Source organism: Microbacterium sp. 70-16 (genome assembly GCF_001898315.1).
Taxonomy (GTDB): domain Bacteria; phylum Actinomycetota; class Actinomycetes; order Actinomycetales; family Microbacteriaceae; genus Microbacterium.
In genome coordinates this window covers 24,298-41,529 of record NZ_MKTQ01000023.1, presented here as the reverse complement: position 1 = coordinate 41,529, position 17,232 = coordinate 24,298, and the positions used below count along the sequence as shown (strand labels likewise).

18 protein-coding genes and 1 pseudogene are annotated in these 17,232 nt (G+C 67.0%); 10 read left to right on the top strand and 9 right to left on the bottom strand.

Going from position 1 to position 17,232, the window contains the following annotated elements:
* Together istA and BGO46_RS10500 are read left to right on the top strand one after the other, a co-directional pair.
* Positions 1-1,534, top strand: a 1,534-nt coding sequence (gene istA, locus BGO46_RS10505; protein WP_299985996.1) for an IS21 family transposase, incomplete at its 5' end; no start/stop codon positions are given.
* Positions 1,531-2,277, top strand: a complete 747-nt coding sequence (locus BGO46_RS10500) for an ATP-binding protein (RefSeq protein WP_179558049.1) — start codon at positions 1,531-1,533, stop codon at positions 2,275-2,277. The genes istA and BGO46_RS10500, both read left to right, overlap by 4 nt.
* 369 nt (positions 2,278-2,646) lie before the next feature.
* Here the strand turns inward: BGO46_RS10500 and groL are convergent, their stop codons facing one another.
* A complete protein-coding gene (gene groL / locus BGO46_RS10495) occupies positions 2,647-4,260 on the bottom strand; it encodes a chaperonin GroEL (RefSeq protein WP_292679385.1) in 1,614 nt (537 codons plus the stop codon).
* 205 nt (positions 4,261-4,465) lie between these two features.
* Entirely contained in the window at positions 4,466-4,915 is a 450-nt protein-coding gene (locus tag BGO46_RS10490) for a hypothetical protein (protein WP_292679380.1), read from the bottom strand.
* A gap of 202 nt (positions 4,916-5,117) precedes the next feature.
* On the opposite strand from BGO46_RS10490, the gene BGO46_RS10485 reads away from it, so the two are divergent.
* Both BGO46_RS10485 and BGO46_RS10480 read left to right on the top strand, forming a co-directional pair.
* On the top strand, positions 5,118-5,477 hold the full coding sequence (locus tag BGO46_RS10485) for a metalloregulator ArsR/SmtB family transcription factor (RefSeq protein ID WP_292679377.1): 360 nt from the start codon (positions 5,118-5,120) through the stop codon (positions 5,475-5,477).
* Positions 5,474-6,076 carry a cadmium resistance transporter gene (locus BGO46_RS10480; RefSeq protein ID WP_016997609.1) on the top strand — a complete coding sequence of 201 codons (603 nt, stop codon included), beginning with the start codon at positions 5,474-5,476 and terminating at the stop codon, positions 6,074-6,076. Before BGO46_RS10485 ends, BGO46_RS10480 begins: the two co-directional genes overlap by 4 nt.
* Before the next feature lie 187 nt (positions 6,077-6,263).
* Here BGO46_RS10480 and merA read toward each other — a convergent pair whose 3' ends face one another.
* Complete coding sequence (gene merA, locus BGO46_RS10475) at positions 6,264-7,640, bottom strand: mercury(II) reductase (protein WP_292679375.1); 1,377 nt, start codon at positions 7,638-7,640, stop codon at positions 6,264-6,266.
* 99 nt (positions 7,641-7,739) lie between these two features.
* Here merA and BGO46_RS10470 point away from each other — a divergent pair, with 99 nt between their 5' ends.
* Positions 7,740-8,129 carry a heavy metal-responsive transcriptional regulator gene (locus BGO46_RS10470; RefSeq protein WP_054682943.1) on the top strand — a complete coding sequence of 130 codons (390 nt, stop codon included), beginning with the start codon at positions 7,740-7,742 and terminating at the stop codon, positions 8,127-8,129.
* Positions 8,130-8,143: 14 nt separating this feature from the next.
* On the opposite strand, the pseudogene BGO46_RS10465 reads toward BGO46_RS10470, so the two are convergent.
* From BGO46_RS10465 to BGO46_RS10450, 4 genes and pseudogenes are all read right to left on the bottom strand, one after another.
* Positions 8,144-8,368 (bottom strand): annotated as a pseudogene (locus BGO46_RS10465) (ATP-binding protein); the annotation flags it as partial.
* 100 nt (positions 8,369-8,468) lie between these two features.
* Complete coding sequence (locus BGO46_RS10460; protein ID WP_292679383.1) at positions 8,469-10,517, bottom strand: heavy metal translocating P-type ATPase; 2,049 nt, start codon at positions 10,515-10,517, stop codon at positions 8,469-8,471.
* 258 nt (positions 10,518-10,775) lie between these two features.
* Entirely contained in the window at positions 10,776-11,381 is a 606-nt protein-coding gene (locus BGO46_RS10455; RefSeq protein ID WP_292679374.1) for a DUF305 domain-containing protein, read from the bottom strand.
* Between the two features lie 81 nt (positions 11,382-11,462).
* Positions 11,463-11,894, bottom strand: a complete 432-nt coding sequence (locus tag BGO46_RS10450) for a DUF6153 family protein (RefSeq protein WP_292679371.1) — start codon at positions 11,892-11,894, stop codon at positions 11,463-11,465.
* 121 nt (positions 11,895-12,015) lie between these two features.
* Here BGO46_RS10450 and BGO46_RS10445 point away from each other — a divergent pair, with 121 nt between their 5' ends.
* Positions 12,016-12,420, top strand: a complete 405-nt coding sequence (locus BGO46_RS10445) for a hypothetical protein (RefSeq protein WP_292679368.1) — start codon at positions 12,016-12,018, stop codon at positions 12,418-12,420.
* Here BGO46_RS10445 and BGO46_RS14645 read toward each other — a convergent pair.
* Positions 12,403-12,738 (bottom strand): GspH/FimT family pseudopilin, encoded by a 336-nt coding sequence (locus BGO46_RS14645; RefSeq protein ID WP_366246822.1) that lies wholly within the window; start codon positions 12,736-12,738, stop codon positions 12,403-12,405. The two genes, BGO46_RS10445 and BGO46_RS14645, sit on opposite strands and share 18 nt — an antisense overlap.
* Between BGO46_RS14645 and BGO46_RS10440 the strand changes: the two genes are divergently transcribed.
* Together BGO46_RS10440 and BGO46_RS10435 are read left to right on the top strand one after the other, a co-directional pair.
* The gene (locus BGO46_RS10440) at positions 12,641-13,075 is read left to right on the top strand and encodes a CueP family metal-binding protein (protein WP_366246821.1); all 435 of its coding nucleotides are present in this window, start codon (positions 12,641-12,643) and stop codon (positions 13,073-13,075) included. The two genes, BGO46_RS14645 and BGO46_RS10440, sit on opposite strands and share 98 nt — an antisense overlap.
* A 217-nt stretch (positions 13,076-13,292) precedes the next feature.
* Entirely contained in the window at positions 13,293-13,901 is a 609-nt protein-coding gene (locus BGO46_RS10435; RefSeq protein WP_292679364.1) for a recombinase family protein, read from the top strand.
* 174 nt (positions 13,902-14,075) lie between these two features.
* Here the strand turns inward: BGO46_RS10435 and BGO46_RS10430 are convergent, their stop codons facing one another.
* Positions 14,076-14,474, bottom strand: a complete 399-nt coding sequence (locus BGO46_RS10430) for a hypothetical protein (protein ID WP_292674238.1) — start codon at positions 14,472-14,474, stop codon at positions 14,076-14,078.
* A 178-nt stretch (positions 14,475-14,652) separates the two neighbouring features.
* Between BGO46_RS10430 and BGO46_RS10425 the strand changes: the two genes are divergently transcribed.
* Positions 14,653-15,297, top strand: a complete 645-nt coding sequence (locus BGO46_RS10425) for a response regulator transcription factor (RefSeq protein ID WP_292674236.1) — start codon at positions 14,653-14,655, stop codon at positions 15,295-15,297.
* Positions 15,294-16,901 carry a histidine kinase gene (locus tag BGO46_RS10420; protein WP_292897773.1) on the top strand — a complete coding sequence of 536 codons (1,608 nt, stop codon included), beginning with the start codon at positions 15,294-15,296 and terminating at the stop codon, positions 16,899-16,901. Before BGO46_RS10425 ends, BGO46_RS10420 begins: the two co-directional genes overlap by 4 nt.
* Positions 16,902-17,232: the final 331 nt, after the last annotated feature.

Here is a 17,232-nt window from a genome sequence, read left to right as displayed (position 1 = left end):
TCGGTTGCGCTCGGAGGGGCTCACGGGTCGGCAGATCGCCGCGCAGGGTATGTCCCGCACCAGCGTGGCGATGGTGCTCGATGCCGCTGACCGGGAGGGCATCGGCTGGGACGACGTCGCCGCGCTCGATGAGGCGGACGTGTATGCGCGGCTGTTCCCCGGGCGGGGTGAGCATGACAGTGTTCACGCGCAGCCGGACTGGGAGAAGGTCCATAAGGAGCTCGCGAAGGTCGGGGTCACGTTGAAGCTGCTGCACGGCGAGTATGTCGACGCCTGCCGCAGTAGGGGTGAGACGGCGATGGGGTACGACAGGTTCTGCAAGTCGTATCAGCGTCACGTGCTGGTGATCGGGGCGGCGTCGCGGGTCGGTCACAAGGCCGGGCAGACGGTCGAAGTCGACTGGTCCGGGAAGACGATGCGGCTCACTGATCCGGTCACCGGCCAGGCGATGAGGGTCTACTTGTTCGTCGCGACGCTGCCGTTCTCCCGCTATGCGTTCGTTGAACCGGCCCTGGATATGCGGCAGGACACTTGGTTGCGGGCGAACGCGGCGATGTTCGACTGGTTCGGCGGCAGCGTCCCCAGGATCGTGCCGGACAACCTGAAGACCGGGGTGATCAAGCACCCTGCCGAGGGTGAGGTCGTGCTCAACGACGCGTATCGGGAACTCGCTGCGCACTACTCCGCGGCGGTGCTGCCGGGCCGGCCCGCGAAACCGAAAGACAAGGCGAGCGTCGAGAACACTGTCGGCAACGTCGCAACAGCGGTGATCGCCACGCTCCGTGACCGCACCTTCGCGACGCTGCCGGAGCTTCGCGCGGTGATCCGTGAGCGGGTCACCGCTTACAACGCCGAGCCGTTCCAGAAGCGCGCCGGGTCCAGACTCTCCGTGTTCGAGGCAGAGGAGAAGCCGCTGCTACGGCCGCTGCCGGCCGTCGGGTTCGAGATCTCCCGATGGCACTACGGACGCAAGGTTCAGCGCAACGGGCACGTGGTGTTCGAGCGGAACTTCTACTCCGTCCCCTACGCCAACATCGGAGGCAACGTCGACCTGCGCGTCACCGACACCACCCTCGAGGTGTTCGCCGCCGATCAGCGGCTCACCAGCCATCTCCTCGCCCCAGCCGGGGTGATCAACGAGTACCGCACGCACGACTCGGATCTGCCCGACGGACCCCAGTATCGGCAATGGGACGCGGAGCGGGTTCGGGAGTGGGCAGCTCGGATCGGGGAGAACACCACGACGATCGTGAACCGCATCTTCGAGTCCGTCCCGGTCGACGAGCAGGGCTTGGACGCTGCGCTGGCCGTGTTGCGGATGACTCGCCGCTACTCGGCCGCGCGGGTCGAAGCTGCTGCTGGGATCGCGCTGCAGTCGCGGGTGAGGTCGCCCAGGTATGCGCATCTGCGGCCGATCCTGGACTCCAATCAGGACCAGAACGGCAGACGGCAAACGAGGTTCGAACCATCCGTCTGGGAGGAGCCGGCAGGCTACGTCCGCGGCGCCGACTACTACGCCGGAGGCACCCGATGAGCCGGCTCGACTCCGAGACGAAACGGAAGCTGCGGGAGATGGGCATCTCCGCCCTGGTCGACGCGATCGACATCCAAGACGATGCCCTCACGATGGGGATGGTGTTCGAAGAGCGCATCAAGCTCGCCGTCGACGACGCCCACGCCGCGTTCACCCACGCGAAAGTCGAGGGCCTCATCCGGCGGGCGGGGCTCCGATACCCGAACGCGGACCTGCGCAGGGTCGACCTGCTCGAACAACGCGGCCTCGACCGGGGTGTGATCGCGCAGCTCGGGACCTGCCAGTTCATCAGCAGGCAGCAAAACGTGGTGTTCCAAGGGTTCACCGGATCCGGGAAGAGCTACCTCGGATCGGCGCTGGCGAAACAGGCCTGTCAGCACCGCTACCGAGCGCACTACATCCGCATGCCCGACCTCGAAGAGACCTGGGCCGCCGCGAAAGACAAGCCCGCCGGCAGGGAGAAGTGGCTGCGGAAATACAGCACGTTCACGCTCCTCGTGATCGATGAATGGCTGCTCGACCCACCCACCGACGACGTTCGATCCATGCTGCTCGAGCTCCTCGAACGCCGATACGACGCGACCTCGACGGTGTTCTGCACCCAGTACGCGAAGAAGGACTGGCACCAGCGCCTTGGCTCCGGGGTCCACGCCGACGCGATCATGGACCGCATCGTCCACAACACCCTCTGGATCGAGACCGGCGACGTCAACATGCGCGAACAGACCGCCGCGTCCAGCTGAGTCGGCGCCGGTGAGCGTCGCGCCCGCGGGGGTGGCGCTCACCGGCAATCCCCCTGGCCCCGAGAGCAAATATCGGCTGGCCCCGAACCGCAATAATCAGTGGCCCTCAAGACTCCAAATACTCACTCAGGGGCAATGCTCGCAAAGGGATCGCGGTGCTCCGGCGGGAGTCGTCGCCGACCAAGTTGCAGTCGCGGCCGACCCCTGTGAACTGGCTCGCGGCGAGCCCTAGACCACAGGTTCCTTCCACCGATCGTCGCACCGTAGATTTTCTGCGCTCCAGGACTTGCACGTCCAAGGCCGCCTATACAGCTCATTTCAAGCTGCGTCATGAGGACGATGCGGAGTGGCAAACCGCGGCAGTAGATGTCAGAAGTCCATTCCACCCCTCGGGTCGCCGATGTTGACCCGGACATCCTCACGCTCCTCGGCGACGACGGCCTCGGTCGTCAGGAACAGACCGGCGATCGACGCGGCGTTCTGCAGCGCCGAGCGCGTCACCTTGGCCGGGTCGATGATGCCCAGTGTGAACAGGTCACCGAACTCGCCGGTCGCGGCGTTGAGGCCCCAGCCCGTGGGCAGCTCGGCAACCTTTTTCGCGACGACGTCAGGATCGAGACCCGCGTTCAGCGCAATCTGCTTAAGTGGCGCGTCGAGCGCGACGCGAACGATGTTCGCACCGGTCGCCTCGTCACCCGAGAGCTCGAGGCTTCCGAAGGCGACCTTGCCGGCCTGGATCAGCGCAACGCCACCACCGGCGACGATGCCCTCCTCGACGGCCGCCTTCGCATAGCGGACGGCGTCACTGATGCGGTGCTTGCGCTCCTCGAGCTCGACCTCGGTCGCCGCACCCACCTTGATGACGACCACGCCGCTGGCGAGCTTGGCCAGGCGCTTCTGGAGCGTCTCACGGTCGTAGTCGCTGCCGGCGCTCTCGGTCTCTCGACGGATCTGGGTCACGCGCCTCTCGAGCTGCGCGTGGTCGCCGGCTCCCTCGACGATCGTGGTCTCGTCCTTCGTGATGATGATCTCGCGGGCACGGCCGAGATGTTCCAGGGTGGCGTTCGCGAGATTGAGACCGACGTCCCGGCTGACCACCTGTCCTCCGGTGACGATCGCGATGTCCTGCAGCTGCGCCCTGCGACTGTCGCCGAAGCCGGGAGCCTTGACGGCCGCCGACCGGAAGATGCCGCGGATCTTGTTGAGCACGAGCGTCGCGAGAGCCTCGCCCTCGACGTCCTCGGCGATGATGACGAGCTCCTTGCCGTCCTCAATCACCTTATCCACGATCGGCAGAAGGTCCTTGATGCTCGAGATCTTCCGATCCGCGATCAATATGTAAGGGTTCTCGAAGACCGCTTCCTGGCGCTCCGGGTCCGTAACGAAGTAGGGGTTGATGTAGCCCTTGTCGAAGCGCATCCCGGACATTTGAGACAACGACGCAGCTTCGGGCAACGACCCTGCCTCTACGACAATGGCGCCTGCCATGCCGACTTTGTCAATCGCCTCGGCGATGAGCTCGCCGATTTCGGGGTCGCCGGCGGAGATGGACGCGGTGGCGGCGATCGCCTCTTTGGTCTCGACTTCCTTGGCGTCCTCGAGCAGTTGGGTCGTGATGGCCTGGACGGCCTTCTCGATGCCCTTGTTTAGCGAGATGGGGTCGGCGCCGGCGGCCACGTTGCGCAGTCCCTCGCGCACGAGCGCCTGAGCGAGCACCGTGGCGGTCGTCGCGCCGTCACCGGCGACGTCGTCCGTCTTCTTGGCGACCTCCTTAACGAGCTCCGCGCCGATCTTCTCGTACGGGTCGTCGAGCTCGATCTCCTTGGCGATGGAGACACCGTCGTTCGTGATCGTGGGGGCGCCCCACTTCTTCTCGAGCACGACGTTGCGACCGCGCGGGCCGAGGGTCACCTTGACGGCGTCGGCCAGTGTGTTCAGGCCGCGCTCGAGACCTCGACGGGCCTCCTCATCGAAAGCGATAATCCTCCCCCGGCCGAGTGCCCGGCTCGATCGAACGACAGCAGCGGTGGTCGACTCCGCCGCGGCCCGGCCCGTGGCAGCAATTGGCTCACGGGCCACCGCAGTCTTCGCTTCTGCGAGGTCGCCGACGCTCTCCTGAATCCCAGACGGGTCAAGTTTGTTGATACGCGCCCGTACCGCGGCCGCCTCATCGACTCGACCGAGCATTTCAAGGTTTCTTGCGCGCACTTCGAGAACTGCGTTTAGCGCGTCGGTCTGACTTGCCATCGTTCGTCACCTCCCCCACCGATATGGTGCCGTCGGTGTAATCCTTCATCAACGATTCGGCCATCAGGCGATCCGCATGAGTCGGCCAGTTTGAGGTCAGCAACCCGTTCAAGATTCTCGCGCCCTCGACGACTAGACCCGGATCGCCGGATCTGATCCACTCAGCGGCCTTCCCATATCGCTCGAATCCGTGTGAGCGGGCACCCTGAGCGCGCGTGATCGCATTCCCCTGTGCTGCAATCAGGCTGGCGACGACTGCGCTCAGCAGTGCAAGGACGGCAGCGATCAATGTGGCAACAGCGCCTGGATCACCAGCTGCCCATGCCACGAAGTCACCCCAGGGCCCAGCCGACACCGCCGTAGTTGTCGTCGGCGAGGGCGTCGGATTCACGGCAAGAGCTTATCGGCCGACCTGACCGCTCAGGTCACGCGTCAGGACCTCGGTCCCGACGCTGAGTAGCCGCATGGTCGGAGCACATAACGGGCTCAACTCGACGTCTAGCCTGATGCCCGCAAAGGGATCCCCTTACGGGCATGCGATCTGGGCTGACGCCTGTGACCGAGTGTTCAGTGCGCGCTGTATAGTTCAGTCCATGCTGACTATTGCTTCGCGTCTCGACGTGATGAACCGCCTGGGTCGTGCACTGGCCGACCCCACTCGATCCCGGATCATCTTGACCCTGCTCGACCATCCCGCTTACCCGGCGGAACTGGCCCGAGATCTGGACCTGACACGCCCGAACGTGTCCAACCACCTGGCATGCCTGCGCGATTGCGGGATCGTCGTCTCCGAGCCCGAGGGTCGTCGGACACGATATGACATCGCCGATTCGCACCTGGCGCAGGCGCTGACGGCACTGGTCGATGCCACCCTGGCAGTGGACGAAGACGCCCCGTGCATCGATCCCGCCTGCTCGCTTCCCGGATGCGACGCAGCTGGGGAGGGCGCATGATCCTCACCTCGGTCTTGCAGGCGATGGGCCTGTTCGCAGCGACCAACATCGACGACATCATCGTGCTCTCCCTCTTCTTCGCGCGAGGGGCAGGCCAGCGCGGCACTACCGCCCGCATTCTGGCCGGCCAGTACCTCGGATTCGCCGGCATCCTCGGTGCCGCGGTCCTGGTGACCATCGGTGCCGGAGCATTCCTGCCCTCGGCAGCCATCCCGTACTTCGGTCTCATCCCTCTGGGCCTCGGCCTCTGGGCCGCATGGCAGGCCTGGCGCGGAGACGATGATGACGATGACGACGAGGCCAAGGTTGCCGGCAAGAAGGTCGGCGTGTGGACAGTCGCAGGCGTCACCCTTGCCAACGGCGGCGACAACATCGGCGTCTACACCCCTGTCTTCCTCAGCGTGGAACCTCTCGCAGTAGTCGCCTACTGCATCGTCTTCCTCGCGCTCGTCGCGGTCCTGGTGGCCCTGGCAAAGTTCGTCGCCACCCGCCCCCCGATCGCCGAAGTGCTCGAACGCTGGGAGCACATCCTCTTCCCCATCGTTCTCATCGGCCTCGGCATCGTGATCCTCGTCAGCGGCGGAGCCTTCGGACTCTGACGTAGCGGCAGCGATCCAAACGGCCCCGACCGGGCGCACCCCTCTCGGTTCAGACCGCGACACCTACCTGCAGCCAGTCCTGCGTGATCGCGGCAACAAGTGACTTTGTCAACCTGATTTGGCCCCGGGGTGACGGTTTGAAGTGGCCCCGTCGTGGCGGCGGGTCGATGTGGGTGGCTGTCTGTTGTCAGGCGCAGCAGGAAGTGGGGAGTTCGTTGCGGAAGAGGTTCGCAGTGAGGCGGATGCCTTCGGCCATGGTGAGGTACGGGGCCCAGGTGTCGGCGAGTTGGGTGACGGTGAATCCGGCTTTGATGGCGTAGGTCGCGGCGAGCATCATCTCGCCGGCGGTGTCGGCGAGGGCGTGGACTCCGAGGACTTTGCCGGTGTCGGCGTCGGCGACGATCTTGATGCCGCCGCGGGTGTTGTGGTTGGCGATGGCTCTGGGCACGTCGGCCAGTCGCAGGTATCGGCAGGCGCATCTGTATCCGGCGGCGATGGCTTCGGCTTCGGTGATCCCGGCCGAGGCGAGTTGGGGTGAGGTGAACAGGACGGAGGGCAACCCGGTGTAGTCGACCTGCTCAGAGTGACCGAGGGCGTTGTGTGCGGCGATCTTCCCGGTCCTCGCGGCGACGTACACGTACTGGGGCACGTCGGTGACGTCGCCGGCGGCGAACACCGCCGGGTTCGTGGTCCGCTGTTGTTCGTCGACAATGATGAAGCCGCGGGTGTCGGTCGCGATGCCCGCAGTGGCGAGGCCGAGCCCGTCGGTGCGGGGGGTGCGGCCGGTGGCGACGAGGACGCGTTCACCGGTAGCTACTTTCCCGGTGCGGGTGAGGACTCGGACCAGGTCGTCGTGTGGGGTGATCGTTGCGGCGCGGTCGCCTATGACGGTGATTCCGTCGGTCAGGAAGGCTTTGCGGAGCTCGGAGGAGAGTTCTGGTTCGGCGTGCGGGGCGAGCCGGCCGATGATGGTGACCTCGACCCCGAGCCGGGCGAACAGCTGGGCCTGTTCGAGGCCGACGAATCCGCCGCCGATCACCACGAGCGAAGCGGGCAGCTCGGTGAGTTCCATCGCCGTGGTCGACGTGAGGTAATCGATCTGCTCGAGGCCGGGGATCGTTGGGATGGTCGGTTCGGCGCCGGTGGCGATGAGATACGACTTGGCGCGAACCGGTCGTCCATCGACGAGCAGTGTTGAGGGATCGGTGAATGTTGCGGTGCCGGGGAGGATGTCGAACCCGTAGGCGGCGACGATGTCGGCGTACTTGGTCTGGCGGAGCATGCCGACCAGCTCATCCTTCTGCTGCACGAGCGCGCCGAGGTCGACGGCCCCAGCGGAGGTGGCGGCGCCGGGGAACGGGTTCGTGAGCGCGGCGTGGCGGGTGTGCGCGGCCGCGAGGAGTGTCTTGGAGGGCACGCAACCCACGTTCACGCAGGTGCCACCGAGCGTGCCCGATTCGATGGCGACCACGCTCGCCCCCTCGAGTCGGGCGTGGATCGCCGCGGACATCGCCGCGCCGCCCGTCCCGACCACCGCAAGATCGAACTCGTTGTGCTGAGTCATGATGCCTCCTCGGGTGGACCGGGCCACACGTGCGGCCCTATGCGACAGAATGGACCTTCAAGCATGCTTGAAGGTCAAACTGACGGTGGAGGTGTCACGATGCGGATCGGAGAACTCGCGGAGAAGGCGAGGACGAGACCGTCGACGCTGCGGTACTACGAGGAGCGCGGGCTGCTGCAACCGCCGGAGCGCACCCCGGCCGGGTACCGCAGCTATGGTGACGAGACGGTGCAGCGGCTCGAGTTCATCGATCGGGCTCGCGCGGCGGGGCTCACCCTTGCGCAGACCGCGGAGATCCTCGATGTTCGCGACACGGGTGGTTCGCCGTGCGCTCACGTGCTGGATCTCCTTGACCGCCGGCTCGTGGAGATTGATGAGCAGCTCGAGCAGCTGCGCGCCCTACGAGGGAGCATCGTCGAGCTTCGGGCGCACGCGACGGCAACGGCGTCCGAAGCCTGCACGCCGGAGTCCATCTGCCGCTACCTCTGATGACTTTCGGATCGCTACTGCCGCTGGCGGGTGTGGTTGAGGCGGTACGAGGTGGTGCCGGTTTCGATGATGGTGCCGTTGAACGTGAGCCGGTCGACGATTGCCGCACACAGGCGCGGGTCAGTGAAGGTCTTCGTCCACCCGCTGAACGACTCGTTGGATGCGATCGCGACGGAGTTCTTCTCTTCCCGCTCTGTGAGGACCTGGAACAGGAGTTCGGCGCCGCGTCGGTCGAGTTCGAAGCCACAGAAGTGCGGAATTTCCGGCCTCGGCGAGTCGAAGTGAATAGCCCGGATTGCGTCCCATATAGGGATCCCGGGTACTGGGCGCGCTTCTGAGCTATTTCGTTAGGATCGCGCGCGCGCTTACCTCGGGGTCAAGGTCCAGCCGCCGCAGGAGTTGGGCGTTGAGGGCGACGACGAGGGTGGACAGGGACATAAGGATCGCGCCGACTGCCATCGGCAGCACGAATCCGATGGGGGCGAGGATGCCGGCGGCGAGCGGTACAGAGATCAGGTTGTAGCCTGCGGCCCACCCGAGGTTCTGCTTCATCTTGCGGTAGCTGGCGCGGGACAGTTCGATCACGGACAGCACGGAGCGCGGGTCGGAGCTGGCGAGAATCACGCCGGCTAAGGCGATCGCGACGTCCGTGCCGGCACCGATCGCGATGCCGACGTCGGCGGTTGCGAGGGCGGGGGCGTCGTTGACGCCGTCGCCGATCATGGCGACTTTCTTCCCCTCGGCCTGGAGCGCACCGATCTTGGCGGCCTTGTCTTCCGGGCGCACCCCGGCGAAGACGCGGTCGATGCCCAGTTCGGTGCTGACCGCGTGGGCAACGGCCTCGGCGTCGCCCGTGATCATTACGACCTCGACGCCGAGCTTGTGGAGCGCGTCGACGGCCTCGCGGGATTCCGGACGGATTTCGTCGGCGAGTTCGAGTCCGCCGATCACGGCGCCGTCTTGGACGACGTGCAGGATGATTGCGCCGTCTGCGCGCCAGGATGCCGCTTCATCGACTTCCGATGCGCCGAGCTCTTCGAGCAGGCGGGGACCGCCGACACGGATCTCGTGACCGTCCAGGGTGGCGGTCACGCCGACCGCCGGGGAGGACGTGAATCCGGTGACGTTCTCGATCTGGAGGCCACGGTGTTGCGCGGCACGGACGATGGCTTTGGCGAGTGGGTGCTCGCTGTCGGCTTCGGCCGCGGCGGCGATCGCGAGCACCGTGTCGGCGTCGTGACCGCCGGTGGGGGCGATGGCGGTGACGACGGGTTCACCCTTGGTGAGGGTTCCGGTCTTGTCGAACAGGACGGCGTCGATGGTGCGCATCTGTTCGAGCGCGAGACGGTCTTTGATCAGCACCCCGCCGCGGGCGGCGCGTTCGGTCGCGATGGACACCACGAGCGGGATCGCCAGTCCGAGCGCGTGCGGGCAGGCGATGACGAGGACGGTGATGGTGCGGATGACGGCGTCGTCCGGGCTGCCCACGAGGGTCCAGACGACGGCGGTGACCGCGGCGGCGCCGAGGGCGAACCAGAACAGCCAGCCGGCGGCGCGGTCGGCGATGCGCTGGGCGCGGGAGGTGGAGTTCTGCGCGTCGGTGACGAGTCGTTGGATGCCGGCGAGGGTGGTCTGGTCTCCGGTCGCGGTGACCTGGACGCGCAGGCCGGAGTCGGTCGCGACGGTCCCCGCGGTGACGGTGTCGCCGGTGCTGCGGGAGACGGGGCGTGATTCGCCGGTGACCATGGACTCGTCCATGTCCGCCCGCCCGTCGACGATCCGGCCGTCGGCGGGGACGCTGCCGCCGGGACGGACCACGACCACATCGCCGACACGGAGGTCTGCGGGGGAAACCGTCACGATCTGGTCGCCGTCGACGCGCTCGGCCTCGTCAGGCAGAAGCGCGGCGAGTGAATCCAGGGCTGATGTGGTCTGGGCGAGGGAGCGCATCTCGATCCAGTGGCCGAGGAGCATGATCACGATCAGCAGCGCGAGCTCCCACCAGAACTCGAGTTCATGGTGCAGCAGGCCCAGACTGGCGCCCCAGGATGCGAGAAACGCGACGGTGATCGCCGCGCCGACGAGCAGCATCATCCCGGGTGTGCGTGCGCGCAGTTCGCTGACCGCGCCGGACAGGAACGGCCAGCCGCCCCAGAAGTACATGACCGTACCGACCAGCGGAGCGATCAGGTTGATGCCGGGGGCGTCGGGCAGCGAGTACCCGAAGAGCATGGCGAACATGCTCGAGAACGCGACCACCGGCACCGCGAGGATCAGGTTGATCCAGAACAACTGCCGGAACCGTGCCACATGATCGGCCCCGTGCCCGGCATGCCCACCGGGGTGATCATGCTCGCCGTGAGGGTCGTGCCCGGCCGGGTGGTCCATGCCGTTCACGTGGTGGCCACCGTGCTCAGCGGCGTGAGAGCCGACCGGCGCCTCGCGTGTTCCCCGTGATGGGTCGTGGTGGTGTGCGTGCGGATCGGTCATGACGAGCCTCCTCGCTGGTCTGTGGTCGGATGATTCCGGCGTCAGGCGGGGTGCCCTTCCTCGGATTGCCGACATGTCATTCATCAACCGGGATACCCCCCTCGGGTATTCCGAGGGGTCTCGCGTTCGACAGGGCGAGACCCTCGGAATGATTCCTCAGTTCTGGGTGAGCAGGTTCTCCATCGTGGCGATCTCGGTAGTCTGCGTGTCCAGGATCGCTTGCGCGAGCGCGATCACCTCCTCGTTTGCTCCCTGGTCGAGTTCGGTCTGCGCCATCTCGATCGCGCCCTCGTGGTGCACGATCATCTGCTCCAGGAACAACCGCGCCGCCTCCGCGCCGTCGGCGGCTTCCAGTGCCGCCATGTCGCCATCGGACATCATTCCGTCACCGTGCCCCATCCCGCTCATGTCGCCGCTGGAGCTCATTCCCCCATTGGTGAGCCAGGACTGCATGAGCTCGATCTCGGGGGCCTGCGCGTCCTTGATCTGCTGCGCCAGGGCCTGCACCTGATCGTCGATGCCGTCCTTGCCGAGGATCGTGTCGCTCATCTCCACCGCCTGCTCGTGGTGGGGGATCATCATGATCACGAACATCTCGTCCGCCGCGTTGACCTGGGCAGACGGCGACGTGGGCGACATCATCCCGCCCTGGCCCATCCCCGGCATCGATCCGCCGCCGACATAGGCGCACCCTGCCAGCGACACCGCCACCGCGAGCGGCACGACGGTCAATACCGTCCATCGGAACTTCTTCACAACCATTGGTCCTTCTCCATCGATCGGTGAACTTCGCCCGCGTGCGGGCATGACTCAGCCCCGGCCACGAGGGCCGGGACGGTCGGTTCACGTTCGACTGATGGACAGGTCCAGCAGCGACGGCGGACGGGGCAGTACCGACAACAGCACCCCGACCACACGCGCCGGCGGGCTCGGCCCGCGGCTTCGGCCGCGGATGACCCCGGGGCCGGAGCGCGCCGCCCACAGCACCACCGCCAGCAGACCGAGCACGCACGCCCCCATCAACGCGTCATGCGCCGCACCGGGCGCGCAGTCCGCACAGGCGGTCTCGGCGACGACACCGGTGTCCGACGAGGGGCCGTGGCCGTGTTCGGCGCCGATGCTCGAAACGGCCGTCATCGGCGCTTCGGGGTGCCCGGTCATGAGCGTGTGCATGCCCAGCAGCCCCACCATCACCAGCGCCGCGAGCAACACCGACAGCATCCACCGCCACAGCATCGGCGGATGCAGACGAGTTCGCGTCGTGTCCAGGGCCACAGATCTCCTTGGTTCGCAGACTACCCCACCGGGGTATTCACCCCCACCTCGCCGCCAGCTGGTTTTTCCTGTCAGAAGGCTGGGTGGGGGCACGCGATCGTCGTGACATCCTGAGGGAGTCATGACCTCGTCCGCGATCACCAGCTCTCGCCGCTACGCGCGGTGGCGCGGCATGTGCGCGGTCATCGGGCTGGTCCTCGTTGCTCTCCTCGCCCTGCATGTCTCTCCCGCGACGGCCGCGGATGCCGCGCCCGCGATGTCGACGCAGAGCGAGAGCACCCATTCCCCGGATCGCTCGGACTGCGCGGGGTGCGCGGTGTGCCCGGATGGAAACGGCAGCCCGCACGCCGCGATGGGCGTGCACTGCGGGATGACGTTGCAGCCACCCACCGTGCATGCGGGCGTGGTGCCGACGCGAGCCTGGTTCCGCGCGCTGTCTCCCGGCGCACGACAGCCGTCGCCCGCCGAAGGAGCAGCTGCGCCGCGCTCCCTCACGCTCTGGGAGCTTTCAGTCAGTCGAACGTGAGTGCGGCCCGCCGGGACTGTTCGCCGGCAACCGCATCGCCCGTGTCCGGGCGCCCACACAACCTTCGACGAAAGTGAACCCTGCCATGCCTCGCGCATCGAAAACCAACCTCGGCGTGATCCTCGCGACCACCCTGCTCCTCGTCACCGGCTGCGCAGCCGCCACCCCCGACAGTACGACCACCGATCCACTCGCCGCCGCCGGTTTCCCCGACCAGACCATCCACCAGGTCATCGACGAGCTCGAAGCGACACCGGTCGACGACCGACGCGACGACCTGATCGCATCCGTGCGCCCGAACGCCGTGCTGTTCACCATCGACGGTGGGCCCGAGACCTCCGTCCCACTCGAGGACGAGTTCTACCTCTCCGTCGCGCCGTACCGGAACACCACGCACGACTGCTACTTCCACAGTCTGACCACCTGCGTCGGAGAGCTCGGCGACGAGCCCCTCCACCTCACGGTCGTCGGCGACGATGGCGAGGTGCTGCTCGACGAAGAACGCACGACGAACAGCAACGGCTTCGTCGGACTGTGGCTTCCCCGCGACATCGACGCCACACTCACCATCACGCACGAGAACGGCTCGATCACCACCCCCATCTCCACTGGCGCGGAAGACCCCACCTGCCTCACCGATCTGCCTCTCACGTAGAGGGCCCGAGGAAGCGACCCCGCCTCCCGGGCCGCCCGCTACGTGGTGGCGGCGCGGGAGACGTCACGCCGATCGTCGTCGCTGCGCGAATGAACGGCGCCTCGCCTCGCCTCGCCCGCACGATCACGCCACGCCCGCAACACCCCCTGACTGCGCATCGCCCGGATACGGATCCGACCGGGGTCCGCCGCCGACCTCCGGGATCAAGCTCGATGGCATGAATGGAATACAGATTGGCTATGCCAGAGTCTCGACCGCTGATCAGGACCTCACTTCGCAGCGGGACGGGCTATTGCGGCTCGGGGTTCTCGATTCGAACATCTATGTCGATCACGGGCTGACCGGCACCAACCGCGCCAGGCCAGGGCTCCGCGAAGCGCTCGCCGCAGTCCGAGAAGGCGACACCCTCGTAGTCACAAAGCTCGACCGGCTCGCCAGGTCAGTGAAGGATGCGCGCGACATCGCCGACGAGCTGACGACGAAAGGCGTCGCGCTCAGTCTTGGCGGCAGCAGGTACGACCCCACCGACCCAGTGGGGCGGTTGCTGTTCAATGTGCTCGCGATGGTTGCCGAGTTCGAACGCGACCTAATCAGCATGCGCACGAAGGAGGGGATGGCGGTCGCCCGCGCGAAAGGTCACCTAAAGGGTAAGCAGCCGAAGATGTCGACAACGCAGCGAAAGCTGATGTTCGACGTCCAGGACCGCGGCGAGTACACCCAAACCGAGATCGCCGAGCTGTTCAGTGTCTCTCGAGCCACCGTCTACCGCGAACTACAGCGTCGCCGGGCAGCGTTCCGTGCCGCGAGCGACGCGCACATCTTCTGAGCCCAGGCCGCAGCCCCTACCGGCGATGGCCTTGGGTCGCCGCCGGCGGAGGCGCGTACTGACAGTGCCCGCAGGAGGATCAGTTGTGACGGGCCGAGTGTCTGGACTGGTGCGTCGTCGCCGCGAGCGCGCGGTGGCCGGGTCAACTATGCGCGCGACCCGGCCACCGGTCGGCTATTCGGCGCGGCGCATCCCCACGATGATGAGTGCGCACGCAGCGAGGGCGAGGGCGATGCCGATCACCGCACCGATGACCGCGCCAGGGCCGGTCTCCTCGGCGGGGAGCAGGAACGCGGGAAGCGCGGGCAGAATGGACACGATTTGCAGGGCGATGATCGCAATACAGGGTCCGCGCCGGCCGTTCCAGGCGAACGCGACGAGCGCGAGGGTTCCGAGGGCGACGCCACCTGAGAGCACGGCGATGATGATGACGATCGGGTCCCAGGCGCTTCCGACGAGTCCGATCATCAGTGCGGGAACGGCTCCGGCTACGGCGAGCAGTGTGGCGAGCACGAGGCCGATGCGAAGCGGCACGGCTCGGCGCAGCGGAGGGGATGCGGTGATTGCGGTCATGACGAACTCCTCTCGATGGGGTGCCGGCATGTCCGGCTATGACTCACGATCTCGTCCCCGCGTCGCCCTGGGCGCGGGGTCCGTCCCCCGGGACGTGGGCACGGTCCGGGAAATCGTGCCCGGCACGTCTGGGGGCTGAACCCCAGATGCGGGGCGCGGTCAGCGGCAGAATGTGTCCATGTCAGACGCCGCGATTCGTGTCCTGGTCGCGGACGACCATCCCGTCGTCCGTGGTGGGCTGGCTGCGCTGCTGAGCACGCTCGAGGGTGTCGAGGTGGTGGCGGAGGCTGGCGATGGCGCTGCCGCGTGCCGGGAGGCGCTGGTGACGCGCCCGGATGTCGCGATCGTGGACCTGCGGATGCCGGTGCTGGATGGGGTGGAGACCACGCGACGCCTGACGGCTGATCTCCCTGGCGTTGCCGTGATCATCCTCACGATGTTCGACGAGGACGAGGAGATCGCGGATGCTCTCGCGGCCGGAGCGCGGGGGTATTTGCTGAAAGGCGCTCAACCCGACGAGATCGATCGTGCCGTGCGCACCGTGGCTGCCGGCGGCGCCGTGCTTTCACCCGAGGTCGCCGCGCGCGTGCTGGGCGGGTCGCTCCGCCGGTCCGCGGCCGATCCGTTCCCTCAGCTCACGGCACGGGAACGGGAGGTGCTCGACCTCATCGCACGTGGTGCACCCAATCATGCGATCGGCGAGCGGCTCGGGATCGCGGCTAAGACCGTCGGCAATCACATTTCTGCGATCTTCCTCAAGCTCGGCATCGCGACACGGGCTGAAGCGATCGTGATGGCCCGCGAGGGTGGGCTCGGCCGATGATCGCCCGCCGCGTGGGCCTTGTGCTCGCCACGATCCTGAGCGTGCTGGGCACCGCACCTGCCCTCGACATCGCACCGGACTCCTCAGGCTCGATCGTTCTACCGATCGCGGCGGCGATTCTGTCGACCGGGATCGCCGTAACGACGCTCGTTCTCCTCATCCCGGCTTGGCGCGGACGTTCACGCGCGTGCCTGACGATCGCCGTGCTCCAGCTGGTCGGCATCCTGACCGCCATCCCCGCGTTCTTCGCCCCCGCCGAGGTCGTCCCCGCCGGCGCCGTCGTCTTCGCTGCTCTCGGGTCGCTGCTGAACGTGACGGCATTCGCGCTCATCCTCGTCGATCAGTCGACCGTTCTCGTCTACTCGGCAGCGATCATCATCGTCGTCGCCATCTACGCGGGGGCCGTTGCCGTCGTCTCCCTGCTGGTGCCGCAGAGCGTGGAACGGACCGTGCAGACTGTCGCGGCGATCGGGATCGCACTGCTCTTTCAACCGGTCGTCGGACTGCTTCGCCGCACCGTCGGTCGCACCCTGTACGGAGGGCGTGACGATCCGGCCGGCACCGCACGCCGCGTCCGGCAACGGCACGACGGATCCGAAGCAGGCGTTGCCGCAGCCGTCGCCGAGACCGCTGCACTGCTGCGCCTCCCCGGGCTGACGCTGATCGTCGACAACAAGTCGGTCGCCACCGTGCGGCGCGGACATGCCGGCGGCCGGGAGGTTGAGGTGCCCGTCACCCCCGACGGTTCGCTCGCCCTGCGCGTGGCCCTCCGCCCCGGCGAGAAGGCGCTGCACGCCGACGATCGTGCCGCGCTCGAGCTCGTCGCGCTACCGCTCGCGTTGCTGTCGCGTCAGGCAGACCTTTCGAAGCAGCTCCGTGACGCCCGCGCCGCCACTGTCGAATCACGCGAGCGGGAGCGCGTGGCCCTCCACCGCGATCTCCACGACGGACTCGGGCCTCTGCTGACCGGAGCGGCATTCCGTGCGGATGCCGCGCGTAACCTGCTGCGCTCGCACCCCGACGAGGTCGATGCCCAACTCGAGGTCGTGCAGGCTGACCTGCGGACCGCGCTCGAGGAAGTTCGGCGGGTGGTCGACGGGCTGCGGCCGATCGAACTTCAGGAGCGCGGCCTCTGGGGCGCATTGGCACGCCGCGCCGACCGCATCGGAGCCGACCTCGACGTGCCCGACCCGCCCCCTGTTCTCACCGCTGCCGGACAAGTCGCGGTCTATCGCATTGTGAGCGAGGCCCTGACCAACGCCGACCACCACGGACCCGGCTCGCCCGTCCAGGCCTGCGCCACCCTCACCCCCGACGGCGCCCTCCACATCGTCGTCCAGAACCCGATCACCGAGGACACCCACGGCGGCGACAAGGCCAGCGCGCCAGATGACGGCCGATCGGCGCCGGCCCGACCGGGGATCGGCGCGGCATCGATCCACGCCCGCGCCGAGGAACTCGGCGGCTCAGCCACGATCGGCCCCGACGGGCAAGGGCTCTGGCGAGTATCCGTCCACTTGCCACCATCGATCATCGACACCGAGCCGTCGCCCTCCTCGCGCGACCGAGGCGGGATGAAGGGCGCAAGGTCAAATCAGACCTGACTCACCAGCACCTTCCGCACCACCCACCAACGTCAGCATCATGCTTCGAACCGCGCTCGGTGCGCACGCAAAGGGATCGTGTACGAGCTATCAGTATCCGCGGGAAGGTGCCATCGGAGGCGATGGGTCAACATGAGACTTAGCGCGGGGTCTCGTAGAGATATCTCAAGCGGGTACACGCGTGGGTAAAGACGAACGCAGATGAAGGGAGGCGAGTGGAGCCGGGAACGAGGTCGAACCGCGGGATTATGCGGTCACGGCATTGAAGCGATGGCGACTGCGCTCGCGATACATGGGTTCAAATCCCACCGTCACCGCCAGAAAAGCCCCT

Coding starts and splice junctions, on each gene's coding strand:
- BGO46_RS10455 (WP_292679374.1), bottom strand. CDS start 11,381: ATGGTTGTGAAGAAGTTCCGATGGACGGTATTGACCGTCGTGCCGCTC.
- BGO46_RS10420 (WP_292897773.1), top strand. CDS start 15,294: ATGATCGCCCGCCGCGTGGGCCTTGTGCTCGCCACGATCCTGAGCGTG.
- BGO46_RS10445 (WP_292679368.1), top strand. CDS start 12,016: ATGACCTCGTCCGCGATCACCAGCTCTCGCCGCTACGCGCGGTGGCGC.
- BGO46_RS10460 (WP_292679383.1), bottom strand. CDS start 10,517: ATGGACCACCCGGCCGGGCACGACCCTCACGGCGAGCATGATCACCCC.
- BGO46_RS14645 (WP_366246822.1), bottom strand. CDS start 12,738: ATGGTGAACAGCACGGCGTTCGGGCGCACGGATGCGATCAGGTCGTCG.
- BGO46_RS10485 (WP_292679377.1), top strand. CDS start 5,118: ATGCTGACTATTGCTTCGCGTCTCGACGTGATGAACCGCCTGGGTCGT.
- BGO46_RS10425 (WP_292674236.1), top strand. CDS start 14,653: ATGTCAGACGCCGCGATTCGTGTCCTGGTCGCGGACGACCATCCCGTC.
- BGO46_RS10435 (WP_292679364.1), top strand. CDS start 13,293: ATGAATGGAATACAGATTGGCTATGCCAGAGTCTCGACCGCTGATCAG.
- BGO46_RS10470 (WP_054682943.1), top strand. CDS start 7,740: ATGCGGATCGGAGAACTCGCGGAGAAGGCGAGGACGAGACCGTCGACG.
- BGO46_RS10430 (WP_292674238.1), bottom strand. CDS start 14,474: ATGACCGCAATCACCGCATCCCCTCCGCTGCGCCGAGCCGTGCCGCTT.
- BGO46_RS10480 (WP_016997609.1), top strand. CDS start 5,474: ATGATCCTCACCTCGGTCTTGCAGGCGATGGGCCTGTTCGCAGCGACC.
- merA (WP_292679375.1), bottom strand. CDS start 7,640: ATGACTCAGCACAACGAGTTCGATCTTGCGGTGGTCGGGACGGGCGGC.
- BGO46_RS10500 (WP_179558049.1), top strand. CDS start 1,531: ATGAGCCGGCTCGACTCCGAGACGAAACGGAAGCTGCGGGAGATGGGC.